This is a genomic window from Ferdinandcohnia sp. GQ5 (genome assembly GCF_059759275.1).
The window spans coordinates 104008-129786 of record NZ_JCAXEW010000015.1 but is presented as its reverse complement, the minus strand read 5'-3'; the positions used below and the strand labels follow the sequence as shown (position 1 = coordinate 129786).

General features: G+C 36.4%; 25 protein-coding genes. 24 read left to right on the top strand and 1 reads right to left on the bottom strand.

The genetic code is table 11. From position 1 onward, the window contains the following. The first annotated feature begins 513 nt into the window (after window positions 1-513). Window positions 514-1338: a D-alanyl-D-alanine carboxypeptidase family protein gene (locus AC6CHV_RS18205; protein ID WP_498079408.1), complete on the top strand. Its 825-nt coding sequence runs from the start codon at window positions 514-516 to the stop codon at window positions 1336-1338. Window positions 1339-1455: 117 nt separating this feature from the next. Here the strand turns inward: AC6CHV_RS18205 and AC6CHV_RS18200 are convergent, their stop codons facing one another. Continuing rightward, window positions 1456-2682: an MFS transporter gene (locus AC6CHV_RS18200; protein ID WP_498079407.1), complete on the bottom strand. Its 1227-nt coding sequence runs from the start codon at window positions 2680-2682 to the stop codon at window positions 1456-1458. Between the two features lie 252 nt (window positions 2683-2934). On the opposite strand from AC6CHV_RS18200, the gene AC6CHV_RS18195 reads away from it, so the two are divergent. The 23 genes from AC6CHV_RS18195 (at window position 2935) to AC6CHV_RS18085 (ending at window position 25670) form a co-directional block, all read left to right on the top strand. After that, entirely contained in the window at window positions 2935-3858 is a 924-nt protein-coding gene (locus AC6CHV_RS18195) for a hydroxymethylglutaryl-CoA lyase (protein ID WP_498079406.1), read from the top strand. Window positions 3859-3881: 23 nt separating this feature from the next. Further along, a complete protein-coding gene (locus AC6CHV_RS18190; protein ID WP_498079405.1) occupies window positions 3882-4673 on the top strand; it encodes an enoyl-CoA hydratase-related protein in 792 nt (263 codons plus the stop codon). 60 nt (window positions 4674-4733) lie between these two features. Continuing rightward, on the top strand, window positions 4734-5903 hold the full coding sequence (locus AC6CHV_RS18185; protein WP_498079404.1) for an acyl-CoA dehydrogenase family protein: 1170 nt from the start codon (window positions 4734-4736) through the stop codon (window positions 5901-5903). 57 nt (window positions 5904-5960) lie between these two features. Next, complete coding sequence (locus AC6CHV_RS18180; protein ID WP_498079403.1) at window positions 5961-7175, top strand: CoA transferase; 1215 nt, start codon at window positions 5961-5963, stop codon at window positions 7173-7175. A 40-nt stretch (window positions 7176-7215) separates the two neighbouring features. After that, window positions 7216-7875, top strand: coding sequence for an FCD domain-containing protein (locus AC6CHV_RS18175; RefSeq protein WP_498079402.1), 660 nt, complete (start codon window positions 7216-7218; stop codon window positions 7873-7875). 14 nt (window positions 7876-7889) lie between these two features. After that, window positions 7890-8762, top strand: coding sequence for an aldolase/citrate lyase family protein (locus AC6CHV_RS18170; protein ID WP_498079401.1), 873 nt, complete (start codon window positions 7890-7892; stop codon window positions 8760-8762). Between the two features lie 22 nt (window positions 8763-8784). Next, window positions 8785-10134 (top strand): MmgE/PrpD family protein, encoded by a 1350-nt coding sequence (locus AC6CHV_RS18165; RefSeq protein WP_498079400.1) that lies wholly within the window; start codon window positions 8785-8787, stop codon window positions 10132-10134. An 87-nt stretch (window positions 10135-10221) separates the two neighbouring features. Beyond that, the gene (locus AC6CHV_RS18160) at window positions 10222-11064 is read left to right on the top strand and encodes a fumarate hydratase (RefSeq protein ID WP_498079399.1); all 843 of its coding nucleotides are present in this window, start codon (window positions 10222-10224) and stop codon (window positions 11062-11064) included. Window positions 11065-11077: 13 nt separating this feature from the next. After that, complete coding sequence (locus AC6CHV_RS18155) at window positions 11078-11626, top strand: Fe-S-containing hydro-lyase (RefSeq protein ID WP_498079398.1); 549 nt, start codon at window positions 11078-11080, stop codon at window positions 11624-11626. A 237-nt stretch (window positions 11627-11863) separates the two neighbouring features. Continuing rightward, on the top strand, window positions 11864-12244 hold the full coding sequence (locus tag AC6CHV_RS18150; RefSeq protein ID WP_498079397.1) for a carboxymuconolactone decarboxylase family protein: 381 nt from the start codon (window positions 11864-11866) through the stop codon (window positions 12242-12244). A 16-nt stretch (window positions 12245-12260) separates the two neighbouring features. Further along, a complete protein-coding gene (locus AC6CHV_RS18145) occupies window positions 12261-13178 on the top strand; it encodes an NAD(P)-binding domain-containing protein (protein WP_498079396.1) in 918 nt (305 codons plus the stop codon). Window positions 13179-13375: 197 nt separating this feature from the next. After that, window positions 13376-14809 carry an aldehyde dehydrogenase family protein gene (locus AC6CHV_RS18140; protein WP_498079395.1) on the top strand — a complete coding sequence of 478 codons (1434 nt, stop codon included), beginning with the start codon at window positions 13376-13378 and terminating at the stop codon, window positions 14807-14809. An 84-nt stretch (window positions 14810-14893) separates the two neighbouring features. Further along, window positions 14894-15547, top strand: a complete 654-nt coding sequence (locus AC6CHV_RS18135; protein ID WP_498079394.1) for a GntR family transcriptional regulator — start codon at window positions 14894-14896, stop codon at window positions 15545-15547. A 28-nt stretch (window positions 15548-15575) separates the two neighbouring features. Next, the gene (locus AC6CHV_RS18130) at window positions 15576-16526 is read left to right on the top strand and encodes an NAD(P)-binding domain-containing protein (RefSeq protein WP_498079393.1); all 951 of its coding nucleotides are present in this window, start codon (window positions 15576-15578) and stop codon (window positions 16524-16526) included. Window positions 16527-16668: 142 nt separating this feature from the next. Then, window positions 16669-17907 carry an alpha/beta fold hydrolase gene (locus AC6CHV_RS18125; RefSeq protein ID WP_498079392.1) on the top strand — a complete coding sequence of 413 codons (1239 nt, stop codon included), beginning with the start codon at window positions 16669-16671 and terminating at the stop codon, window positions 17905-17907. Between the two features lie 22 nt (window positions 17908-17929). After that, window positions 17930-18718 (top strand): MBL fold metallo-hydrolase, encoded by a 789-nt coding sequence (locus AC6CHV_RS18120; RefSeq protein WP_498079391.1) that lies wholly within the window; start codon window positions 17930-17932, stop codon window positions 18716-18718. Window positions 18719-18779: 61 nt separating this feature from the next. Further along, window positions 18780-19496, top strand: coding sequence for an ATP-binding cassette domain-containing protein (locus AC6CHV_RS18115; protein ID WP_498079390.1), 717 nt, complete (start codon window positions 18780-18782; stop codon window positions 19494-19496). 79 nt (window positions 19497-19575) lie between these two features. Then, window positions 19576-20139, top strand: coding sequence for an amino acid synthesis family protein (locus AC6CHV_RS18110; protein ID WP_498079389.1), 564 nt, complete (start codon window positions 19576-19578; stop codon window positions 20137-20139). A gap of 26 nt (window positions 20140-20165) precedes the next feature. Then, complete coding sequence (locus AC6CHV_RS18105; RefSeq protein WP_498079388.1) at window positions 20166-21410, top strand: ABC transporter substrate-binding protein; 1245 nt, start codon at window positions 20166-20168, stop codon at window positions 21408-21410. Window positions 21411-21486: 76 nt separating this feature from the next. Then, window positions 21487-22197, top strand: a complete 711-nt coding sequence (locus tag AC6CHV_RS18100) for an ATP-binding cassette domain-containing protein (RefSeq protein WP_498079387.1) — start codon at window positions 21487-21489, stop codon at window positions 22195-22197. 13 nt (window positions 22198-22210) lie between these two features. Then, on the top strand, window positions 22211-23068 hold the full coding sequence (locus AC6CHV_RS18095; RefSeq protein ID WP_498079386.1) for an ABC transporter permease subunit: 858 nt from the start codon (window positions 22211-22213) through the stop codon (window positions 23066-23068). Continuing rightward, entirely contained in the window at window positions 23065-24084 is a 1020-nt protein-coding gene (locus AC6CHV_RS18090; RefSeq protein WP_498079385.1) for an ABC transporter permease subunit, read from the top strand. Before AC6CHV_RS18095 ends, AC6CHV_RS18090 begins: the two co-directional genes overlap by 4 nt. Window positions 24085-24665: 581 nt before the next feature. Next, window positions 24666-25670, top strand: a complete 1005-nt coding sequence (locus tag AC6CHV_RS18085) for a substrate-binding domain-containing protein (protein ID WP_498079384.1) — start codon at window positions 24666-24668, stop codon at window positions 25668-25670. Window positions 25671-25779: the final 109 nt, after the last annotated feature.

Genomic DNA, 25779 nt, shown 5'->3' with positions numbered 1-25779 from the left:
TCTAAAAGCATACGCAAATCATATTTCTGTATGCTTTTATTGCACTTTTCCTTATAAAACATGCACAAATGTATAATTTTTACAATTTATAACTCTTTTTAGTTCATTATTACCTTTATGTGGATCTTACGAATGTAATAACACTACCAATCTATCTAAAAGCATACGCAAATCATATTTCTGTATGTTTTTATTGCACTTTTCCTTATAAAACAAGCATAAATGGGTAATTTTCACAATTTATAACACTTTTTAGTTCATTATTACCTTTATGTGGATCTTATGAATGAAAATACACTACCGTTCTATCTAAAAGCATACGCAAATCTTTTTAAAAGCTGGGACAGACCTGTCCCCGTGACCCACAAAATCAGAAACGGGTCCTAGCATGCTCCTAGGGCTTTCCTCATGGTGAAAACTTACAACTAAATTCCCTGTGTCGATTCTTGTAAAATATAGTAGAATGGTAGGTAGAGAAAAAAACAGAGATAGACGTAGGGAAGAGGAATTATATTGAAGAAAGTCATTATCGGATTGGTACTGGTACTAGTGGCGTCCTCGATTTTTTTTACGAGGGAAGCTTTTTCTGATATTTTACAAGAAAGCTATGCCTCTATTAAAGAAGTAGTGATTGGGAAAATTGCGTTAAGCAAAGAAAACGATGGGGAAGTATTGCCGGAAAAAGTAGAGGCACCAGAAACCCAAACAGCTGGTGAGCAGACTGAAGTAGTGAAGCCAGAGGATGTAAAACCAGTCATAGATCCAAATGATCCATTTTTACTCTTAGTCAACAAAGAAGTAGGAGTATTGGATGCAACTTATGTACCGCAAAACCTTGTTGTGCCAAATGTTGATTTTTCAACTTCTGTTTCAGAACGTAAACATATGGTAAAAGAAGCAGCAGAGGCATTGGAAAAATTATTTGCACAGGCGAGCGTCGACGGAATTGAGTTACATGCACAATCGGGTTACCGCTCGTATGCAACACAACAAGTAATCTATGATTCTTATGTACGTGGATATGGTGAGACTGAGGCTTCTACCTTTAGTGCAAAGGCCGGGCAAAGTGAGCATCAAACCGGTCTTGCGATGGACGTGACAAGTGATAGTGTCGACAACCAGCTTGTACAGGAATTTGGTGAAACGGTTGAAGGCAAATGGGTTGCTGAGCACGCAGCGGAATTTGGTTTTATTGTTCGTTATACTTTAGGAAATGAAGACATCACAGGTTATATGTACGAACCATGGCATATTCGCTATGTCGGTGTCGAGCATGCAAAATATATCACGGAACATGAAATTACATTAGAAGAATATCTTGGAGTCGTAGAATATTAGATTGAAAGAGCTCATTTGGGGCTCTTTTTTCTTTGGAGAATAGACTAGGTTATTTCGTTAATAAAAATGCCAGGACCCCTAAGTAAGAAGGGACCTGACATGCTAAAATGTATGAATCTAGCTTACACTTGCCTGTAAATTTGAACTCTCTGATTTTCTTGCAGTAGTTATTTGTCTTCGCAATATCAATATATACGCAAAAAATGCGAGAATAATACTTACTGCACTGTAAAGGAAAACAGCTTTGAATCCTGAATTCAGGGAGATGAAACCTAAACAAATCGCTCCGAGTCCGCTACCTAAATCCTTTGCTGTAAAAAACGTCGAATTCCCTGCTCCTCTTCGATCAGGGGGACATAGCCTGATCATGACAGCATTTAAGGCTGGCTCAACAAAACCTAACCCTAATCCATAAAGGATACCTGTTAGAATAAAGTCTCCGAGAGAATTGGCGTATGCCAAGACCACAAATGATATCGTCATAATCACTAAACCAGGGATTACCACGATGGAACTTCCATATTTATCAGCCAATTTTCCTCCCATAATTCTCGTGAATAATAGAGCAAATGAAAACACTGTAAAATATAAACCAATGTCTTCAATGCCTAAGGAAAGGGCAAAGGTTGGAATGAAAGTTAACGATGCGCCCATTCCAACATAAACAAAAGCGGTTACTAAACCTGTTGGTAGTGCTGTTTTTTCAAAAAGCAATTCGGAGATTTTTCGATTCTTTTTTGTTGATTTTATCACAAGATTTGGATTCTTTTTTTCATACGTCATAAACAAGCTACAAATGATTGAAATCAAACCGATTAAACCGGCAACGATGAATAAAACTTGATAATTATACTGTTGAATTAAAAAGATGCTAAGTGCAGGTCCGATTGCTGTAGACAGTGTATTTGCTAAACCAAAATACCCAATCCCTTCTGCTAACCGTCTTTTTGGTACGATGTCCGAAACAACAGTACCGGAAGCATTGGTAGTAGCACTGAACCCTATACCGTGTATACTTCTCATTACAATCAGTAGACTAATCGAAAAGGCTACAACATACGAGAAAGTAATAAAAGCTGCGATCACAGCACCAATAATTAAGACGATTCTACGGCTCTTTTCATCTATCAATTTACCAAAATAAGGTCTGAAAAGAATCGCTACAAACATGAAAAAACCAAAAAGCATACCTGAAATCGAATTATCCCCGCCTAAATAAATTGCGTATAATGGCAGTCCTGTCATTAGCATGTTGTTGGAAATTTGAGTAGACATCGCATAAATAAACGCTAGAAAATAGTTTTTTGTCCATAACTTATCTGAAGTATTTTGTTGTTGCTGCAAAGTAGATCCTTCTCTCTATAAAATGCTGTAATTGATTATACAAGCAAGTATATATCAAAAATCGATTAAAAACACTTCAAAATCATCATTATTAAGTAATAACAAACTTTAAGGATAGAGGTATTTTTTTAATAAAGTATAGCGATATAATTATGTTAGAAAATTCAAAATAATGTTGAAATTCATGATTGGATACAGTATCCTATTTATAGGAGTTAAATTATAAAGTAGCTTACTGGAGGAATATATTCAATGAATGTAGTTAATCAGGTAAGTATTAATGAAGTCGGTCTAAGAGACGGTCTTCAATTAGAGCCGAAAATTCTAACAGTCGAAGAGAAAGTAGAAATTTTTCATTTACTAAAGGAATCGAAAATTCCAGAAGTTGAATTTGGGTCTTTTGTTCACCCAAAACTTGTACCTCAGATGGCAAATACTGCAGAATTCTATTCAAGATTAAAGGATCATCTTGGTAATCCCAAATTAGTTGCTCTTATTCCGAATAGTAAAGGATTAGAGTTAGCTAATGACAGTGGTGTTACATCTGTCAATTATGTGCTGTCAGCGAGTGATTCACATAATTTACAAAATGTAAGACAAACAACTGAACAATCACTAGGAGGATTTAAATACTTAGTGGATTACGCAACCCAACAAAATATGAAAATGAATGTTACAATTGGCACTTCGTTTGGCTGTCCATTTGAAGGGACGGTTCCCCCAGAACGCATTTTAACGATCATAGAAAATTTACTTCAATACAACATCAATCGAATCACACTTGCAGATACAACTGGTATGGCTAACCCAAAGCAAGTATATCTCTTAACAAAAAGGGTACTGTCTGAATGGAAGCATTTTGAATTTGGTTGCCATTTTCATAATACACGTGGTATGGGATTAGCAAATATTATTGCTTCACTTGAATCAGGGATTACCGTGTTTGATGCCTCATTAGGTGGTATAGGTGGTTGTCCTTTTGCACCGGGAGCTACTGGGAATGTTTGTACTGAGGATGTTGTACATATGTTCGAAGAAATGGGCGTGAAGACATCTATTGATCTTGATAAATTGATACAAGCGTCTCAAAGGCTGAGTGATATTTTAGAACATGAACTACCAGGTCAAGTAGCCAAAGCTGGAAAGAGTTCTAAAATGTATCCGCTTCCAAGTTGACCAAAAAATAGAGGAGTGATCTTATGTCAGTAAAAACGTTTGAAACAATCCAACTTGAAAAAAAACAAAATATTGCTATTTTAACTCTTAACAGACCTGATTCTATGAATGCAATGAATACAAAGATGGCATTAGAGTTAATCGATATTCTACAAGACTTAAAATATGATGAGAATATTCGTGTATTAGTGCTTACCGGTGCTGGTTCAAAAAGCTTCTGCGTAGGTGCAGATTTGAAAGAACGGAATGGCATGTCTCAAAAGGACTGGAAAATTCAGCATGATGCTTTTGAAAAAGTGACTGAAAGTCTAAGAGACTTTCCATTTCCGGTAATTGCTGCAATTAATGGCTATGCGCTTGGCGGTGGTTTGGAAATCTCATTGAGCTGTGACCTTAGAACAGCATCTGAAAACGCTAGCCTAGGATTGCCTGAGTCAAAACTTGGAATTATTCCCGGTATTGGAGGAACACAGTTATTATCCCGCCTTGTTCCAATTGGAATTGCGAAAGAAATTCTATATACAGGTAAAAGAATCACTTCGAATGAAGCAAAACAATGGGGCTTAGTAAATAAAGTCTGCTCAGTTAACAATCTTCTCGAAGAAACGTTAGTTCTAGCAGAAAGCATCGCTAAAAACGCGCCATTATCGTTAATTTCATTAAAAAAAGCGGTAAATAAAGGCACTGAGACGGACTTAACAACAGGAATTGCACTAGAGCTTGAAGCGTACTATAAGTGTGCGAATTCTGAAGACAGGGTGGAAGGAATACGTGCTTTTAATGAAAAACGTGCTCCGCAATGGATGGGTAAATAAAATATAGAGTCTATAAAAATATCATTTTAATAAAAACGAATATTTTTGGAGGGTACTAATATGGTAAAAACATTTGTAGCTGAAACAGATGAACAGGAATTGATTCGTAAGAGTGTTCGAGCTTTATGTGAGCGCTTTCCAGAAGACTACTGGAGAGAATTAGATGAAAGGGATGCATACCCAACTGCATTTGTTAAGGCGCTGACAGAGGAAGGATGGCTTTCAGTATTAATTCCCGAAGAATACGGTGGTGCTGGTCTTGGGATGAAGGAAGCCGGAATTATTTTAGAAGAAATCAATCGTTCTGGTGGGAATTCAGGTGCTTGTCACGCTCAAATGTATACAATGGGCGCAGTTCTTAGACATGGGAATGAGGGTCAAAAGCAACGTTATCTTCCTAAGATTGCTAGTGGTGAACTTCGCCTACAAGCCTTTGGAATTACAGAGCCAACGGCAGGAAGTGATACAACAAGCATAGAAACATTTGCAGAACGTAGAGGAGATAAGTACATTGTAAACGGTCAAAAAATATGGACATCAAGAGCAGAGCACTCAGATTTAATGCTTTTACTAGCAAGAACAACGCCAAAGGACCAGGTGAAAAAGAAAACAGATGGCTTAAGTCTCTTTTTACTAGATATGAAGGAGCAAGCTGCCAACATTGATATTCGTCCAATTGATGCCATGATTAACCATGCAACAACAGAGGTATTTTTCGAAAATGTAGAGATCCCAGTTGAGAACTTAATTGGTGAAGAAGGGAAAGGATTCAAATATGTATTAAGTGGAATGAATGCAGAACGTATTCTCATCGCTTCTGAATCTGTAGGTGATGGCCTTTACTTTATTGATAAGTCTGTACAGTATGCAAACGAACGTGTTGTATTTAATAGACCGATTGGACAAAACCAGGGTGTTCAATTCCCTATAGCTAAGGCATATATGGATATCCAAGCTGCAAAATTGATGAGAGATAAAGCGGCTGAAATGTTTGACGCTGGAATTAATTGTGGTGAAGAGGCCAATATGGCTAAATATCTTACTTCTGAAGCGACTTGGCGTGCAGCAAATGCTGCAATGGACACGTACGGTGGGTATGGCTTTGCAAAAGAATACAATATTGAGAGAAAGTTCAGGGAAGCTCGTCTCTTCATTGTTGCACCAATTTCAAATAATCTAGTCGTTAGCTTTGTTGGTCAGCATGTTCTTGGATTACCACGCTCATATTAAACCTTAAATTTACCCAGTGGGCCTAACAGGTCCACTGGATGGAGGGAGGAACTAAGAATGGCTGGGCCATTGAACGGAATAAAGGTAGTAGATGTAACAACAAATATTTCTGGTCCTACATTAACTATGATTTTGGCGGATCTAGGTGCTGAAATTATTAAAATAGAACGTCCGAATACAGGGGACGATTCTAGAGGAATGGGCCCGTTTATGGAAGGCGAAGGAGTTTATTTCCTCTACATTAACCGGAATAAGAAATCAACTGCAATCGACCTTAAACAAGAAGAAGGTCGAGAAATTGTTTATGATTTGGTAAAAGACGCGGATGTATTTGTGGAAAACTTCCGATATTCGAAGGCTGAAAAGATGGGATTAGGATATGAAAAGTTAAAGCAGATGAATCCTTCTTTAATCTATTGCTCACTTTCGGCATATGGCCAGGACGGTCCAATGCGGAACCAACCTGGATATGACGCAATTGCACAAGCGGATGCAGGTATTATTGGAATTAATGGAACAGAAGGTTCTGATTTAGCACGGGTTCCAGTTTCTGTACTCGATCAAGGTAGTGCGATGTGGGGGGCAATCGGTATTATTTCAGCTCTACTTCACAAGGAAAAAACTGGAGAAGGCCAATTAGTTACGACATCTTTATATGAAACAGGTGTTTTCTGGGTCGGATATCATATGCTTTCTTGGCTTGCAACAGGTAATGAACCTAAAAAGAATGGGGCAGGTCATACAGCTTTTGCACCATATGGAGCGTTCCTTGCAAGTGATACTCATATTATGATTGGTATTTCAAATAACTCATTGTTTGCTAAGTTATGCAAGGTTATAGGGAAAGAAAAGTGGATAACAGAACCACGGTTTTCGAGTAATTCAAAGCGTGTTGAAAACCAAGAGGAATTAAAAGAGGCTATTGAAAATATTTTACAATCTAGGTCAGCAGATGAGTGGATTGATTTATTGGCTGATGCAGGAGTTCCAAGCTCAAAAGTAAAGAAGATTTCCGAAGTTGCAGAGGATGAACAAGTGAATGCATTAAACATGTGGAGTGAAATTTCACATTCAAACATACCAGATTTAAAGCTTCCAAGATTGCCTTTTGAATTAAGTACTTCAGAGGTCAAAATCATAAAAGCTCCACCGTCATTGGGTGAAGATACAAGAAACATAATGGAGAGTCTTGGCTATAGTCAAGACAAAATAAACCAGCTATTAATGAGAGGGATTATCCAGAAAGAAAAAGATAGTAGTAAAGCACATTAACAATATCCCTTTTTGCTAAACGAAAGGTTTGAGGTGCTTAATGATGGAAAAAATGCCATTGCGATTAAGTAATCAAGACATGTTACCCACGAAGGTAGTAAATATATTGCGTAATAAAATATTAAATGGGGAATATCAACCAGATGAAAAATTGGTCCAATCGACTTTAGCAGAACAATTAGGTGTTAGTCGAATGCCTATTAGGGAGGCTTTGAAAAAGTTAGAGTTAGAGGGGTTAGTGACGATTGAACCTCACAGAGGTGCGATTGTTAAATCAATCACCATCGAGGATATAAAGGAGATTTATACACTTAGAGCAGAATTAGAAAAACTTGCTCTTTCTCTGAGTATTCCTAGATTATCAGAATCGGATCTAAATCAATTAAAAGAAAAGCTTTCAGAAATGGAACAAAGTGAAAATGTAGAAGACTTTGTTTCAGCAAATATAGAATTTCACCGTTTAATGATTAAAGGTTGTCGATGGAATAGGCTACTTTCTTTTATCGAAACGTTGTGGAATGGATTCCCACAGCACACACCTCATTTACTACCTGAACAAGTACAAAAATCCAATGCTGAGCATAAAGAAATATTAACCGCAATCCTTAATAAGGATAGCGAAAAGGCATCTATATTGCTAGGAATGCATATTGAAAGAACAGGAAACAGTCTTGTTGGAAAAATTCTTGAGAAACGCTAGCGAGGAATAGATAAATGACAATATTTCGATCATGGATGTTCATTCCTGGAAATCGGCATAGAAGGGTCAGAAAAGTAAAAGAACTAGATGCAGACGTTTACATCTATGATCTTGAGGATTCAGTCCCATACACAGAAAAGGATCGAGCACGACAGATTGTTGCAAATAGTATTCTAGAATATAGTCATTTGCAAAACTTTGTACGGGTAAATGATATAAATACAGAGTATTTTGTAAAGGATATCCAATCAGTTTTTGTAAAGGGTTTAAAAGGTATCGTCCTTCCTATAGTAAATGGTCCGGAAGATATACTACGTGTTGAAACGATTCTAGATGAATTTGAAGATATCCATGGAATTATGAAAGGCTCTACTAGTATTGTTCCACTTATTGAGTCAGCACTAGGAATTTATTATTCTGTTGAAATAGCAAAATCTTCGACAAGAATTAATCATTTAGCCTTTGGCGCAATCGATTATACACTTGATATTAACGCAACAGTAACTCCATCAGGTATGGAGTTACTATATGCCCGCTCACAATTAGTTATTGCTTCAAGAGTAGCAGGTATTGAAGCCCCAATAGATACTGTTTTTATGGATGTTAATGATAATACGTCATTAAAACATGAGTCTAAATTTGTCAAAGAGTTAGGTTTTCAAGGGAAATTGTCAATCCATCCTAACCAAATCTCAATAATAAATGAGGTATTTACTCCGAGTGAAGCTGAAATTATGGAAGCGAAAGAAGTGATTTCAGCTTTTAATAGAGCAAATAAGGAAGGAAAAGCTGCTATCCAATTAAATGGTAAAATGATAGATTATCCTGTAGTTAAAAGGGCCCAAAAGCTTTACGCAAAGGCTAAATTACTCGGATTAACAGTATAAGTGAAATGGGAGTGAAATTAAGATGCTAAGTGAAGCTTTGGCGAAGTTTATTAAGAATACCACATATGAAGATTTGTCTTCTGAAGTTGTAGAGTTTACAAAACTATGTATTCTAGATTGGTACGGTTCAGCAGTAGCGGGAAAGGATAAAGTACCGATTCAGATGATTGCTGAGTTTGTGGATGAAATGGGTGGAAAACATCAATCTTCTCTCGTAACAGGTGGAAAGTCGTCGATGGTAAATGCTGCCTTGCTTAATGGTGCCGCTAGCCATATTGTCGAATTAGATGATATTCATAAACAATCGATTGTACATGCTGGTACAGTAGTTATTCCTGCTGCATTAAGTATCGCTGAGGCGAAAGGAAAGAGCGGTAAAGACTTAATTACAGCTGTAGCATTAGGATATGATGTTTGTTACCGAATCGGGGAAGCAGTTTCTCCGTCACACTATTTTTATTGGCATAATACTGCAACTTGTGGAACTTTTGGTGCCGCTGTGGCAGCTGCGAAACTATTAGAATTAAACGAGGACCAAATTATTTATTCACTCGGTAGTGCAGGAACACAAGCTGCTGGATTGTGGGAATTCATTGAAGACGGGGCGATGTCTAAACAGCTTCACACTGCGAAGGCGGCAGCTAATGGTGTAACCGCAGCTCTATTAGCTGAGAAAGGTTTTACTTCAGCAAGTAAAATCCTAGAAGGAAAAAGAGGATTCTTTCATGCCATGTCCTCTGAATTTGATGAATCTCGAATAACTGATGGTTTAGGAGAAACTTTTAAAATTATCGAGAACTCATTCAAGATTCATGCTTCATGTCGACATACGCATCCTTCAGTCGATTTAATAATCGATTTAAAAAATGGACACCAGCTTCAATCTAAAGATATAAAGAAAATTAGAGTGAAAACGTACCAAGTTGTACTAGATATTACAGATAATCCTAATCCAACTACCATTTATGCAGCGAAATTTAGCGTGCAATATTGTGTTGCCTTAGCATTAAAAAACGGAAGTGCAGGACTATATGATTTTACTCAGGAGGCTTTAGAAGATCAGGAAATCCGTCAAATTATGGAGAAAATCGAAGTTTCCGCGGATTCTGCTATTACTGAGGCATATCCGGAAAAATGGGGTTCAAAAGTTGAAATTGAACTGAACAATGGAAACTTGTTATCTTTAGAAACGAATTATCCAAAAGGTGATCCTGAAGTGGGTATTACTGCCGACGAAATAATAAGGAAATTTCGAACGCTTGCCAGTGCATTGTCTATAAATGAACAAGAATCGATGGTTCAAAAAATAATGAATGTAAATGAAGTCCCAAATGTGGAGACGTTTTTCTCTACAAATGAGGTGCTAAGTTAAAAGATAAAAAAGAAATACAATTTTCTGCATGGAGGAAATTGTATTTCTTTTCTTTTATTGATATGGATAAAGGAAAGTAGGGCAAATATGAAGAAGATTCTTTATCAAGATATTGTCGAAAAAGTAGCTGAATTATGTATCAGCGCAAACTACGATTTAGGCAAAGATGTATTAGGTGCATTTAAAGACGCCATAAATAAAGAACGTTCAGAAATTGGGAAAGACGTGCTTAAACAACTCATTCGAAATGCAGATTTAGCTACTTCTAATCGTGTTCCAATGTGCCAAGATACTGGTGTTGCGGTATTTATTGTTGAATATGGACAAGAAGTCATCGTTGAAGGTGGAACCCTTCAAGATGCTATAAATGAGGGAGTGAAGAAGGGGTATAGAGATGGATTTTTACGAAACTCTATTGTTAGCCATCCATTAGAAAGAAAAAATACAGGTGACAACACACCTGCTGTAATCCATGTAGAATTTGTTCCAGGAAACCAATTAAAGATTATGATGACTGCCAAAGGCGGCGGTGCGGAAAATATGAGCCGGTTGGAAATGCTTATGCCCGCAGATGGCATAGAGGGAGTAAAAAAGTTTATCTTAGAAACAGTTGAGGAGGCAGGACCCAATGCGTGCCCACCTTTAGTAGTTGGTATTGGAATTGGCGGCAATTTTGAGTATTGTGCATATCTTGCTAAGAAAGCTTTATTCAGACCAATTGGTGAAAGAAGTAAACTGCCAGAGATTGCTGAATTAGAGGAATATTTAATCGTAGAAATAAATAAGTTAGGAATTGGGCCACAGGGATATGGAGGTTCTACAACAGCACTTGATGTAAAAATTGAAATTGCTCCTTGTCATATTGCTGCACTTCCAGTTGCAGTGAATCTGAATTGCCATGCGAGTCGACACAAAGAAGCTATACTTTAAGGAGAAAGCGAAAATGTCAGTCAAAAAAATAAAAGTTCCATTTGGGGATGGAGTCCTCCAAACATTAATTGCTGGTGATCGTGTTTTACTCACGGGTACATTATATACAGCCAGGGATGCCGCACATAAAAGAATGATAGAATCATTGGAAAAGAATGATCAACTGCCAATGCCCATTGAAGATCAAGTAATATATTATGTTGGTCCAACACCCGCAAAGCCCGGGCAGATAATTGGATCAGCTGGCCCAACAACCAGTGAAAGAATGGATAAATATACTCCTACATTACTAGATTTAGGATTAAAAGGCATGATCGGTAAAGGATCCCGAAATGAAGAAGTCATTCAATCAATCAAGAAAAATAAAAGTATTTACTTTGGTGCTATTGGTGGTTCTGCAGCGGTAATCTCGGAAACGATAAAAAGTGTTGAGGTAATCGCATACGACGATCTTGGCCCAGAAGCCATTCGAAAAATTGAAGTTGTTGATCTTCCAGTGATTGTGATTAATGATTCATATGGTAATGATTTGTATAAGAAGGGGAAGCAACAATTTAAATAATAAAGAATTCATATTAGTACTCGTAAGAAAGAAGGAAGTGTATATAAAGGGAACTTGGTTAGTAAGACTAACTAAGTTCTTTTTTTTCTTGTTTATTTTGTAGAAATATAAGGAAAAAAATCTAATTATGTAACTATTTGAAAAATTTTTAAAATTAAAAATAATCTGTTGACGGGCTACTGTACAATGTATACAATGTGTAATATACAAATACTTTTAATAGGAAAGGTGATATTGATGAATGAAAGATTTGAAGAAGGTTTAAAAGTAAGAAAAAGTGTATTGGGAGAAGAGTACGTAAATAATTCCATAAATAATGCGACGGATTTTACAAGACCTCTTCAACAATTAGTAACAGAGTATTGCTGGGGAGAGGTATGGACTAGGCCAGGCTTAGAAAAAAAGACTCGTAGTTTACTAAACTTAGCAATGTTATCAGCTCTAAATCGCCCACATGAATTGAAAATTCATACCGCAGGTGCTCTCCGAAATGGTTGTACACCAGAAGAAATTCAAGAGGTGTTTTTACAAGTAGCCATTTATGTAGGTGTCCCTGCAGCAGTAGATAGTTTTAGAATTGCAAAGGAAGTAATCGAAGAAGCAAAAGTCGAAAATTAAAAGGGGAGTTACAAAATTGAATACTTCGAGAATTGGATTTATCGGCTTAGGGGCAATGGGCTTCCAAATGGCTACTAGGTTAGCAAATGCCGGTCTACCACTCGCAATTTTTGATATTAATAAGGATGTCTTGCATTCTTTCCAAGGTGATGATGTATTGGTTGAGACTTCACCTCTTGAAGTTGCAAATCATGCAGAAGTCGTTTTGGTAAGTTTACCTTCACCTAATGTAGCAAAGGAAGTAGCTCTTGGGGACAATGGGATTATTTATGGTAATCGTGTAAAAGTGTATATTGATTTGTCAACGACCGGAGAAATTGTAGCAAGTGAAATTGGAGAATCCTTACTTGCAAAGGGGATACAAGTTCTTGATTCTCCAGTCAGTGGAGGCGTCATTGGTGCGAAAAATGGTACATTAGCCATAATGGTTGGTGGTGACAAAGATACTTATGACAAATGCACTTCGATCCTCTCTCATATTGGTAAGAAGATCTTTTATGTGGGAGATAAAGTAGGGCAGGGTCAGGCAATGAAGGTCATTAACAACTTACTTTCGTCTGCTGCACTAGCACTTACTTCTGAAGCATTAGTTCTTGGGGTCAAGGCAGGGTTAGATCCAAATATAATGGTAGATGTACTTAATGTAAGTAGTGGAAGAAATTCTGCTACAGAGGATAAAGTGAAAAGTTCAATCTTAAGTAGGAAATTTGATTATGGTTTTAAAACTGGCCTAGCTTACAAAGATATGAAGTTTTATCTTGATCTAGCTGAAAAGTTAAAAGTACCAACACTTGTAGGAGGACCTATCATAAATTTTTGGAATTATGTCCTATCACAAGGGGGGGAAAAAGAAGACAATACCGCTGTAATTAAATATATCGAACAATGGGCTGGTGTTGAGGTTAAGAATAAAGACAACAGTTACACACATTAAGTCTTTTATATTTTTCATTAAAATGTAAGCGTAAACAAAACTAAAACTAGATGCCAATAGAATTCTAGAGGTGGAACTTCATTACTTACATACAATACCACATACAATTCTACTTTATTTCTACTTTCTGTCGTTGCACAATCCATCTCTCTACTACCTCGCAAATATATTTTAAAATAGAAGATTCTAAATTTAGAATGGAGGAAAATGAATTGACAAAGAAAGGTCTCATTATAGGTGGTCAAGAAATATTCACAGATACTGACTTTCCGGTTTACCATAAATTTTCAGGCGAAGTAATAGCCAACATTGCAAGTGCTGAAAAACAGCATGTCGAACAAGCAGTTACTATTGCACAAGAAACATTTAAAAAGGACCAACTCACTCCTTATCAACGTTATGAGATTTTACATAACGCGGCTATGCTTCTACAGGAAAGAAAAGAAGAGTTTGCAAGAACAATTGCTTCAGAGGTTGGCAAAACGATTACGGAGGCAAGGGTAGAAACTGACCGTTCCGTTCAAATCTTAATTTTGTCTGCAGAAGAAGCAAAAAGAATTGCAGGCGAAATGGTTCCAATTGAAGCGAGTCCTGGTAATCAAAATAGAATGGGATATTATGTTAGATGCCCAATTGGTGTTATATGTGCAATCACGCCTTTCAACCTTCCATTAAGTTTATCTTGTCACAAAATTGGCCCTGCAATTGCCTCCGGAAATACAGTTGTTTGGAAGCCGGCTTCAGAGACTCCATTATCCGCTTATTTATTAATGGAAGTTTTAAAAGATGCAGGTCTTCCTGTTGGATATGTCAACTTAGTGTGTGGTTCAGGCTCAAAGGTGGGGAATTGGTTACTAGAGGATGAGAGAATTGGAAAGTATACATTTACTGGAAGTTCTGCTGTTGGCAGACATATAAAAGAAAATAGTGGACTGCGAAGTGTATCTCTTGAACTAGGAAACAACTCTCCAAATATCGTACACCATGATGCTGATTTAGACCTTGCTGCAAAAATGTGTACATTACGTGGATATACAAATGCAGGCCAAACATGCGTATCCGTTCAACGAATCTATGTTCACAAAGATGTAAAGGATGAGTTTCTCAATAAACTTGTAAAATATACGTCTGAATTCAAAGTAGGGGATCCATTAGACGATTCAACTGATATAGGGCCGCTAATCAATTTGAAAGAAGCAGAACGTGTGAAGCAATGGATTGATGAAGCAGTAGATCAAGGTGCAAAGCTAGTTTGTGGTGGGGATAGAGATGGAGCATTTATTTCGCCAACAATTTTAGACGCTGTAACATCTGAAATGAAGGTTGTTTGCCAAGAAATTTTTGGTCCTGTTCTAACAGTCTTAACATATGAGGATCTTGATCAGGCGATTGACCAATCAAATGATACTCCATATGGTCTTCAGTCTGCCATCTTCACAACAAATCTGAACACTGCGATGTATGCAGTGAAGCGATTAGAAACTGGTGGAGTTGTTATTAATGATGCATCCACATTTAGAGTAGACTTAATGCCTTATGGAGGAATTAAAGCAAGTGGTATAGGTAAAGAAGGTCCTCGTTATTCAATCGAACAAATGACAGAAATGAAGATGGTAGTTATTAATTTATAACAGATGCTGATTTGATCACTCATTTGGAACATTAAGGATTTCCTTAATGTTCCAAATGAAGTCGATATTAGAAAGGGGAAGGGAATGCCAAAGATTGAAACACTGACTTTATCTCAAAAAATAGCGAAAGATATAGCAAGCAAAATCGTAGACGGAACCCTCAAACCCGGTGAACGATTAATTGAAACCGAATTAACAGAACAATACGGTATAAGTCGCTCTCCAGTAAGGGAAGCCTTGTATTTACTTGAAAACCAAGGAATTGCGGAACGAATCCCGCGAAAAGGTGTGATGGTAAAGAGGCACACAAAAAAGGAAATCTTTGATTTATATGATACCGTGTATGGCATTCAAGAATTTGTCTTAAAATGTGGGATTTTAACATGTACGAAAGAGCAGATTGCAAAACTAAAATTTATTATCGCAGAGACGGAAGAGTCGTTTAATGATCAAAACTTTAAGTCTTGTTTTCATTTAATTGAAGAACTCCAGCTTAACATCTTCCAATTATCGAATAATACGGTTATAGAGGATTTGTATGATCGATTAAATAAGCAGTGGACAACGTTTAGATATCTAACGTTATCTCATCCTGATAGTTTAATCCAATCCATTCAAGAATATAAGGAAATAATTAAAGGGATTGAAGAAAAAGACATTGATTTAGTACTTGAAAAATTAAATATAAAAAAATATAGAGGCTTAGCAATCTTAGAAAAAATTGTCCGAAATATGTAAGTGTTAATAGGTGTTATGGGGGGATTAGATGGGAAGTTTTGGCCATTTAGGTATTGTTGGTGTTGGAAATATGGGCTATCACTTTGCTAAACGTATGTTGGATCATGGACATAAACTTGTAATTTATGATAAAAACCAAACTGCTTTGAGTTCATTTATAGATTATGACAATGCATATATTGTTAACTCACCTAGGGAGGTAGCAGACCTTGCGGAGATTGTATTCGTATCACTGCCCACTCCTCCTATCGTAAAGGCTGTTATTAATGGTGAAAATGGCCTCAAATGGGGAAGGAAAATTGAAATATTTGTGGATTTATCAACTACGGGGCAAAAAGTCGCTATTGAAAATGCTAACAGCTTACAAGAAAAAGGGATTAAGGTATTGGATTCACCTGTTAGCGGTGGTATCCAAGGTGCTGAAAAGGGCTCCCTGGCTATTATGGCCTCCGGTAAAAAAGAAGTATTTGAATATGTACTTCCAATTTTGGAGCTGCTCGGCAAAAATATTTTTTATGTGGGAGAAGAGATTGGTCAAGGACAAATTGTAAAACTATTAAATAATTTATTATCAGGTACAGCAGTTGCAATAACATCGGAAGCAGTTGTATTTGGTCAGAAGGCGGGGATTGACCCCGAAGTATTAATCACAATTTTTAATGCTAGTAGCGGAAGGAATACGGCTACAACTGATAAATTTCCTAAATCGGTGTTACCTAGAACATTTGATTATGGTTTTACAACTGAACTTATGTATAAGGACTTAAAGCTTTGTATGGAATTAGCTGAAAATAATCGTGTTCCAATGTTTCTTGGTTCAAGTGTAATGCAATTGTGGAAGTATGTTGTGACAAAGGGTGGCGAAAAGAGAGATTTTACAACCATCATTCAATATTTAGAAGATATGGTTGACATCCCAAATGAAATGAATAGAAAGAAAAATGAAGAACAAAATGTTAATTCAAAAATAGGGGATTAAATCGACAAATATAGTAGTTACATTAAGATATGAGTAACGTTATCTAGCTACAATGTGTTGAATTAGAAACTATGAAAACATGAAATACGAATAATTAATATTCATTTTTAATCAGTTATTTCGAAGGAGGATGAACAATTTAATGAAGACAATCACGAAAACAATTATTCCAAATTGGGAACAAAAGCTTCAACAAGACGAAGAACTACAATCACTTATTGGTACGCATTCGTTCTCAGTTCTGCTGAAATTGGCAGATGAAAAACTATTATGTAGCGTACAAGATAAGTCAGTAAAATTTAAGAATGAGATTACAATTGATGATGTTTGGGATTTTTCGATTACAATTCCTGAACAAGCTTGGGAGAACTTTTTATCACCTGTTGCACCAGCATTTCATAACACCCTTCAAGCTATGATTTTTACACAAGAAGGAGTTTCGATTGAAGGGAACCGACTAGTTTGGGCACAATCTATTAATATTATTGAGAGAATCCTATTATTAGCACGAGAATTCGAGGTTGAAGCTGTTGATGGTGAAATTGACTTCTATCCCGAAACGATCAATGGCCACTATGTCACGATGAACGTAGATGGTGAAGAATATGTGACCTATTATGAAGTTGCAGGTCAGGGTCAACCTGTTATCTTTTTACATACAGCTGGTTCAGACTCACGTCAATATAAGCATTTATTAGGGAATAAAGACCTTCAAAAGAAATGGCAGATGTTTGCGTTTGATTTACCCTATCACGGAAACTCAGAACCTCCTAAAGGCTGGTGGAAAAAGCAATATAAACTAACAACAGATTTATATACAAAATGGATCCTTGAGTTCATGAAGGCTACAAATTTATATGATAAAAAGCCAATTATCTCGGGTTCTTCTATGGGTGGAGCTATCGTATTATTTCTAGCTGACAAGTATGGAGATCTCTTTAAAGGAGTTATTTCGTTAGAAGGGGGTTTTGGAAGAGAAGGTAGAAAGGTATCGTGGACAAATCATCCTCAAGTTCATGCAGGCCAATTCCTCCCATCATGGGTTAATGGGTTGATGTCTCCAGAAAGTCCTGAATATTATCGTCGCCTAACACTTTGGGAGTATTCTCAAGGCGGACCTGGTGTGTATCAAGGCGACACCTATTTTTATAGTGTTGATTTCCCTGAGGTATCGAAAACGATTGGAAAAGCGAATTGTCCACTTTGGATATTATGTGGTGAATATGATTATTCTTGTACACCAGAAATGAGCGAAGAAGCTGCGAAACGAATGGGTGGTAAATTTATAAAAATGGAAAGAATGGGACATTTTCCAATGTCTGAAAATCCGATTGGATTTTTAAGATATTTTCAGCCTGTTTTAGAGGATGCAAGCAAGTAATCTTTGTAAAGGAGGACAGGACATGACACACGATACTTATGAAGTGTATGCGATAAAGTATGCAACGAGAGATGCAAAGGCATTTGAGCATTTTCATGGAAGTAATGATCCGCATGAAGATTATTCGATGCCAATGGATTACTTTATTTGGGTCGCAAAAAATGATAAGCATACGGTTGTGATTGATGTCGGATTTAATGAACAGGTTTCTAATCAAAGAGGTCGCACATTCCTACGATGTCCGATTGAAATGTTAAAAAAAATCGATGTACATGCAAATGACGTATCGCACGTCATAATTACACACATGCATTATGACCATGTTGGCAACCTTGATAAACTTCCAAATTCAACATTTGTTTTACAGGAAACAGAAATGTCATTCTGGACCGGAAAATTTGCTTCACGAAAGGCGTACCGTCATTTGATAGAGGTGGAGGATGTCGTTCATTTGGTGAAAGAAAACTTTGAAGGCCGTATTGACTTTGTATCTGGTGATAAAGAAATCTTAGATGGTATCACTGTATATGAAACAGGTGGCCATTCCCCTGGTTTACAATTTGTAAAAGTAAAGACAAAGAAAGGGAATGTAATTCTAACGTCAGATGTTAGCCATTATTATCAAAATCTTGAAGAAGATCGTCCGTTTTCGGTTGTACACGACTTAAAGAATATGTATCATGCATTTGATCGAGTGAGAGACGTAAGTGATGGTAATTCGGTTATTGTTCCAGGTCATGATCCAAAAGTTATGGAGTATTTCCCACCGGTAAGTGATGAAGTAGAAGGAGTCATAGTAAAACTATCTTAAAAGTAGTTAAGATAAATAGCCATAGTATTATATTTAAGCACAAGAAATGAGGTGGTTTTGGTTGATAAAAGCCAATAATTTAAGTGTTACCTTTGGTGCTATTAAGGCACTAAGTAATGTGACACTGACGATTGAAAATGACTCTGAGATTTGTGGAATAATCGGTCCGAACGGTGCGGGAAAATCAACCTTTCTATCGGTTATTGCCGGAGAGGTAAATATGACAGAAGGTTCATTAGAAATAATGGGGAATCAAATGACGAAACGGCTTACACCAGACGTTGTTAGTAATATGGGAATCGCTAGAACATTCCAGATACCTCGTCCATTTTACGGATTGTCGGTTCAAGATAATGTAATAACAAGTGGTTTAAGTAATCTGAAACTAAAGGAATCAAAGGAAAAATCGAAAGAAATTCTTGAATTATTAGATTTACAGCGATTTGCAGATGCAACTGCAGGTCAGTTAAATCTGGCTGGTCGTAAAAGGCTAGAATTAGCCAAGGCTTTAATGACAAATCCAAAACTGTTATTACTGGATGAACTGTTTGAGGGTTTAAATGAACATGAGGTCGACGGTTTAGTAAATATCATCCACAATATTGCTGCATCTTCTATAAAGATAGTTCTTGTTGAGCATGTATTGAGTGCGCTCCGAAAATTGGCTACAAAATTATTTGTATTAAACCAAGGTCAATTAATCGCCCAAGGTGATACAGAAGATGTTCTATCTAATGAGGTCGTTATAGAAGCGTATCTGGGTAAAGCAAAAGTATAATAAATTCGATAAAATTATCTGTATATTTTGAATTTATCGTCATTTGGAAAAACTACTATTTAATTGGAGGAGTCTTAACATGGAAAAAAGTATTAGAAAAGTTGTCACGTATATTGAAAAGACCTTAGTAGAAGGTGAAAAAAATGTTGACACACCATGGATAATTGCTACTGCTGCAGCGGTTATACATGACCCATATGCTTCACAATATCAAGAGGACTTACAACCACTCATTGATAAGTATAGCAATCATTTATCTGAGTTATTGATCAATGAAATAGAAAATGCAACAGGTTGGGATTTACAATCTACTGAAGGAGTTGGAAAGGCTGCTGTAGTTGGCTTAGATATAGAAGTAGAGCATGGCTGTGCGATTGTCCATCATCTTCGATTCGGAAATCCAATTCGGAAAAAAATGAATGGTAAAGAAGGACTTGTATCTACAGAATATCGTGGTGCACCTGGTGCGACGGTTACCGTACCACTTAAACATAAAGATGATCATAAACTACGTGGACATCACATGAGCGTTTCATTTACCATTCCAGATGCTCCAAAATCAAATGAAATTGTCATTGCATTATCTATCGCTAATACAGGAAGACCGTTTGCAAGGATTGGTCATCCAAGCACGGATATCTAATTTTATAATAAGAGGGGGATGAAAGTATGAAGAAAAAGTTTAAATTTTTATTAGTGTTGACTTTAATTTCTGTCATGCTACTGGTAACAGCATGTAGTGGCGGTAAATCAAGTAATGGAAGTGAAGATGCAGGAGATGATGAGGTTGAAACGATTAAAGTAGCTGCAATCGCACCTTTAACTGGTCCATTTGCTCAAAATGGTGAGAATGTAATCAAAGGTACAGAACTAGCTATTGATGAAATCAATGCAAATGGTGGTGTTGAAGCTCTTGGTGGTGCAAAATTTGAACTGGTGACTGCTGACGCGGGTAGTGCGGATCCATCTCATGCTGCTTCTGTAACACGAAGGGTATTACAAGAAAACAAAGACCTTGTAGCAGTTATAGGATTATGGGCAAGTGCATATACAGTTGCAGCTAGTACAGTTACTGAGCAAGCAAAGGTACCTATGCTTACACAATCATTTACCGATGAAATTACAGATAGAGGATATAAATATATCTTCCAATTCCCCGAAAAGGCAAGTGTAATGGGAGAGCTTGCTGTAGATGCATTAGTAGAATTAGCTGAAGAACAAGGTAGAAACTTAGATACAGTTGCAATTGTCGCAGATAACCAATCTTCCAACAAAACAGTTGGGCAGGCGACAGCGGCTCAATTTAAAGAATATGGTGTAAATGTTCCTGTTGAAGAATACTATCAACCTGGTATTACAGATGCAACAAGTATGAGTACAAAGATATTAAATGTGGAGCCTGATTTAGTTTATGTTGGTGGTGCGATATCTGACGTAGCGATGATTATGAAAACACTTCGGGGAATGGGTTACGAGGGAACATTCTTAGGAAACGGTGGAGCTTATGTAATCAAAGAATTTAAAGAAGCAACTGGAGATGCTGGAAATCTATCATTTGCAACTGTTGGTTGGAACTGGGATTTCCCATACGAAGGAGCTGAAGAATTTAACAAAAAGTACATGGAAAAGTATAATGAGCCATTCGCCCCACAGGAAGCTGGAGAAGATTATGCGATGATGTATGCATTGAAAGAGGCCTTAGAAATTGCAGGCTCTACTGATCATGACAAAGTTCGTGATGCATTAGCAAAACTAGATATCCCTTCTATTATGACTGGTGGAAATGTAAGCTTTGATGAAACTGGAATGAATGCGGATGTTATTCCAGTACTAGTCGAATGGATTGATGGTTTACCTAGAACTGTATATCCGAAAGACGTAGCGAGTCAAGAGCCTGTTTTCGAACTGAAATAAAGCTAGTTAACAAAAAAAATGTCACTTTGAAGACTTGTTCTTCAAAGTGACGAAAGAATAGGAAGGTGGGGAAACAATGACAGCAATACTTGAAGCACAAAATGTAAGGATTCAATACGGAGAAGTCGTGGCAGTAGAAAATCTATCACTTTCTGTACCTAAAGGGGAAGCAATAGGCCTAATTGGTCCCAATGGTGCTGGTAAAACAACATTACTAAAGGCATTATCAGGTGTACTTCCTATTGTCAGCGGTGCAATGACATATCTTAGTGAGGATGTATCAAAGAGAAAATCTCATGAGCTATCAAAAATGGGTGTTTGTTTAATACCAGAAGGAAGATTACCATTTGCTTCTCTAACCGTAAAAGAAAATCTGCTTCTACCCGCATATTCTATTAAAATGAGCAAAAGTGAGATTGAGGAACAATTAGAGTTTGTTTACAGTCTTTTTCCAAAATTAAAAGAGCGGTATAAACAAAAGGCTGGTAGTTTAAGTGGCGGTGAGCAACAAATGATGGTAATAGCAAGAGCACTGATGATGAGGCCCAAAGTTCTTCTTATCGATGAGCCATCTTTAGGATTAGCACCTATTATAGTAGAACAAATCTATGAGTCAATTCCAAAACTACTTGAGTCTGGTCTTTCGATTTTATTAGTCGAACAATCCTCCGAATTAGCACTATCAGTATGTTCGAAAGTTTATGTTATGAGAGAAGGTGAGGTCATCTTTTCTGGTAATACGAGTGAGCTAAGCAAATCTAAATTAGCAGAATACTACTTAAAATAGGGCAGGTGATAATATGGATATGCTATTGCAGGTCATAACGAATTCAATCATGTTAGGTTTTGTTCTTGTTATTGTTTCACTAGGATTATCATTGATATTCGGAATCTTGGATATCGTTAACTTTGCTCACGGTGGTTTGTTGATTTCAGGTAGTTACTTAACCTATGTGTTTTGGTCAGTGATGGGGGGGCAATCATTTCTAGCTATAATCCCTGCCATGGCTGTGTTAACTATAATCGGGGTTTTACTCTATTACTGTTATCTTCGGTTTATTCCGCCAGATGATGCGACAAGACAGATCCTCGGACTAATAGGATTTAATATTGTACTTGAAAACTTAATCTTAATGATTTTCGGTCCTGAATCAATCAGTATGAACAATAAAATGGAATTTATCAATCTTGGTCCTGTTACAATTAATCAATCTTATTTAATTGCGGCAGGTTTATCATTAGTAATTGTATCAATAACATTTTATTTATTATACAGAACTACTCTTGGTACAAAGATCAGAGCGGTTGCTGATAACCCTGTTGCAGCTGGGATTGTCGGAATCAATCGATCAATGGTTTATTTAATTGCACTTTGTATTGGTTTTGCACTTACTGGAGCAGCTGGTGGTGTAATTTCAACTTACTATACGTTTACACCAGTTGGTGGATTACCATTTGTAATCTTGGCCTTTACTGCTGTTGTACTCGGTGGATTAGGAAATCTAACAGGCACTATTTTGGGTGCATTTATCGTTTCTTTCGTTCAAAATTTCACCTCGGTCTATTTAGCCCCTGAATTAGAATTTGTAATGTTATTCTTAGTATTTATGACAATAGTTGTAGTAAGACCACAGGGTCTGATGGGGGGAAGGATATGAAACTAAATAAAATGAAAATTAGTACAATTTTAATTTCATTAGGGTTTATTGCCGCCATTATCTTGCCATTTGTCTACCAATCAAACGGTTACATGCTCGATATTTTTATTTCAATCATGATTTGGGCAGCTGTTGCTCAAAGTTGGATCTTACTCGCAGGTAATGGAGGTATGTACTCTCTAGGCCATATTGCTTTTTTCGGATTAGGAGCCTATACGACAGCCTATTTTGCTGCTTGGGGTGTTCCAACGATATTAGGGTTTCCAGCAGGTATGATTGTGGCTATGATCGTCGCATTTGCATTTGGCTTTTTTGTATGTCGATTATCTGGACATTATTTCTCATTAGTTACATTTGTATTTACACTAGGGATGGGAGTATTATTCAGGTATTTTGACAAATATACAGGTGGAGATTATGGGTTAACAATCCCACTAATGATGGAGCCATCTGGAATTCTAAATATGACATTTGACAGCCAATTACCATATTACTTTTTAGCATTATTGATTACGATCATTTGTACAGTTGTAATTTGGTTTATTTCGAAATCAGGATTTGGTTATAAATTGGCTGCAATTCGTGAAGATATGAGAGCAGCAAAAGCAGTTGGAATTAATGTTTTCAAAATAAAACTTTATACATTCATTATTAGTGCGGGACTAGCTTCCTTAGCTGGAACAGTATATGTATCCTATTACAAACTAATTGAACCTAACACGGCATTCAGTTTCCATACTGCTTTAAACCCAATCATCTACTCGATTGCTGGTGGGGTTGGAAACTTATTTGGAGGCATTGTAGGTTCCACAATCTTAGTACCACTTTCATCCTATCTAAATAAGTATGCTGGTGAATTTCCTGGTATTGATCGTGTAGCATATGGTGCGATTCTTATGCTAATCATTCTCTTCTTACCAAAAGGAATTCTAGGATTATCAAAGAATTTTAAAACAAAAAAAGAAAACGCTTCAAAGGCTAAAGTTGAAAACATGAAGATTGAAAGAGGAGCTTAATGTTAATTAGATAAAAATAATTATACACTTGTGCAAATAATAATGAACACAATTGTTCACTTAATAGTGTCGCCGGCCCTTAAGTGTTTTTGGATAAGGGATTGGCGTTTATTTTTTTCAAGCGTAACTGAAATAGGTGGAAGTCGTTAATAAAAAAGAACCTCCATAGCATTTTGGTTTTAGAATTGGAATAGGTGGAAACTGGGAGTATTTTGTATATCTGTTACATACATAAAAAATATTCATTAATCAATCCATGATTTTGACTAAAAATCATGGATTTTTTTTTTATTTTTAAAAGCAATTTATGATTAATAATTAAGAAGTCATATTATCAAATAATATTTCCTTATATTATTTCAATATTAATTGTCTTATTGCTGCTTTTATTATGATAACGCTTTCAAAAAAACAAGCAAAAAAACACTTTGCTGGTATAATATTTTTTGAATATTGATAATAGAATAAATAATTTGACAATTATAAAAACTCGTGATAAATTACAGGTAAATCGTTACACTACAACGTTTCACTGAAACGATTTACTAACTGTCTAAAAGTACTTTTATCTGGAGGAGCTAATGTCTACGTTAAAAAATGTGGCTAAAGAAGCGGGTGTGGGCATAACAACTGTTTCACGATTTTTAAATAAAGATCCTACATTGGTAATTGCTGAAGAAACAAAAGAAAGAATCCTACAGGCTGTAAAGAAGCTAAATTATAAACCAAATGCATACGCAAGGGCATTGAAATTAGGTAAAACTTCAACCTTTGGTTTGGTTATTGGAAATTTTTATAACCCTGCCTATAGTCAAATGATTAAGGGTGTGGAAGAAGTGTTGGATCAGCATGGATACCACTTAATTGTAACAAGTGCTGGGGAGTACAGATCGAATAAATCTTACTTTAATTTAATAAACGAAGGTCGAGTAGATGGAATAATAATAGCTATTACAAATATAGATGAACAGGATATTAAAAGGCTTGATGCTTTCGATATTCCATATGTTTTAATGAACAGTTTACATAACAAAGCGAAATATTGTGTTGGTAGTGATGATGAATCGGCTGCAAAAAGCGCAGTTAGTTACCTAATTGAAAATGGTCACCGACAAATTGCTCATCTAGCTGGTAAATTCTATTCCGATATTGGATTTAGAAGGCTAAGCGGTTATAAAAATGCATTAATAGAACATGGTATTCCGGTAAACGAAAGTTTAATAGTCGAAACCGACTTTACGGAAGACAGCGCTTATGAAGGTATTGAAAAACTGTTAGAACAAAATGAAAACCCTTTCACAGCGGTGTTTACTGCTAATACTAGAACCGCATTTGGAGCAATGGCGTGTTTTAGAGATAAAAATATAAGAGTTCCTGATGATTTATCAATAATAGGATTTAATGATATACATTTTAACTCGATTTTAAATCCACCCCTTACAACTGTGAAATTTTCACTCGAAGATATGGGTAGAAAAGCTGCCAGTACTTTGCTGAAATTGATTAATAAACAAGAGGTAAATAAAAGTACCATTCTGAAAGATCACCAATTGATTATCAGAAAGAGTGTAAAATCAATCAACTAACCAATGATTGTAGGTGAATCTTTAACGAATAAGTATTGAAACTATTTATACAACAAGTTTTCTCATAGATAGTCTTTGTATTGCTTCGTTTTACAAAAAACAATAGAGG

Excerpts from the sequence above, each read along its gene's own strand:
- AC6CHV_RS18185 (WP_498079404.1), top strand. The coding sequence starts at position 4,734 with ATGGTAAAAACATTTGTAGCTGAAACAGATGAACAGGAATTGATTCGT.
- AC6CHV_RS18155 (WP_498079398.1), top strand. The coding sequence starts at position 11,078 with ATGTCAGTCAAAAAAATAAAAGTTCCATTTGGGGATGGAGTCCTCCAA.
- AC6CHV_RS18135 (WP_498079394.1), top strand. The coding sequence starts at position 14,894 with ATGCCAAAGATTGAAACACTGACTTTATCTCAAAAAATAGCGAAAGAT.
- AC6CHV_RS18105 (WP_498079388.1), top strand. The coding sequence starts at position 20,166 with ATGAAGAAAAAGTTTAAATTTTTATTAGTGTTGACTTTAATTTCTGTC.
- AC6CHV_RS18170 (WP_498079401.1), top strand. The coding sequence starts at position 7,890 with ATGACAATATTTCGATCATGGATGTTCATTCCTGGAAATCGGCATAGA.
- AC6CHV_RS18140 (WP_498079395.1), top strand. The coding sequence starts at position 13,376 with ATGGAGGAAAATGAATTGACAAAGAAAGGTCTCATTATAGGTGGTCAA.
- AC6CHV_RS18165 (WP_498079400.1), top strand. The coding sequence starts at position 8,785 with ATGCTAAGTGAAGCTTTGGCGAAGTTTATTAAGAATACCACATATGAA.
- AC6CHV_RS18195 (WP_498079406.1), top strand. The coding sequence starts at position 2,935 with ATGAATGTAGTTAATCAGGTAAGTATTAATGAAGTCGGTCTAAGAGAC.
- AC6CHV_RS18160 (WP_498079399.1), top strand. The coding sequence starts at position 10,222 with ATGAAGAAGATTCTTTATCAAGATATTGTCGAAAAAGTAGCTGAATTA.
- AC6CHV_RS18130 (WP_498079393.1), top strand. The coding sequence starts at position 15,576 with ATGGGAAGTTTTGGCCATTTAGGTATTGTTGGTGTTGGAAATATGGGC.
- AC6CHV_RS18085 (WP_498079384.1), top strand. The coding sequence starts at position 24,666 with ATGTCTACGTTAAAAAATGTGGCTAAAGAAGCGGGTGTGGGCATAACA.
- AC6CHV_RS18180 (WP_498079403.1), top strand. The coding sequence starts at position 5,961 with ATGGCTGGGCCATTGAACGGAATAAAGGTAGTAGATGTAACAACAAAT.
- AC6CHV_RS18110 (WP_498079389.1), top strand. The coding sequence starts at position 19,576 with ATGGAAAAAAGTATTAGAAAAGTTGTCACGTATATTGAAAAGACCTTA.
- AC6CHV_RS18090 (WP_498079385.1), top strand. The coding sequence starts at position 23,065 with ATGAAACTAAATAAAATGAAAATTAGTACAATTTTAATTTCATTAGGG.
- AC6CHV_RS18100 (WP_498079387.1), top strand. The coding sequence starts at position 21,487 with ATGACAGCAATACTTGAAGCACAAAATGTAAGGATTCAATACGGAGAA.
- AC6CHV_RS18190 (WP_498079405.1), top strand. The coding sequence starts at position 3,882 with ATGTCAGTAAAAACGTTTGAAACAATCCAACTTGAAAAAAAACAAAAT.
- AC6CHV_RS18095 (WP_498079386.1), top strand. The coding sequence starts at position 22,211 with ATGGATATGCTATTGCAGGTCATAACGAATTCAATCATGTTAGGTTTT.
- AC6CHV_RS18175 (WP_498079402.1), top strand. The coding sequence starts at position 7,216 with ATGATGGAAAAAATGCCATTGCGATTAAGTAATCAAGACATGTTACCC.
- AC6CHV_RS18125 (WP_498079392.1), top strand. The coding sequence starts at position 16,669 with ATGAAGACAATCACGAAAACAATTATTCCAAATTGGGAACAAAAGCTT.
- AC6CHV_RS18150 (WP_498079397.1), top strand. The coding sequence starts at position 11,864 with ATGAATGAAAGATTTGAAGAAGGTTTAAAAGTAAGAAAAAGTGTATTG.
- AC6CHV_RS18120 (WP_498079391.1), top strand. The coding sequence starts at position 17,930 with ATGACACACGATACTTATGAAGTGTATGCGATAAAGTATGCAACGAGA.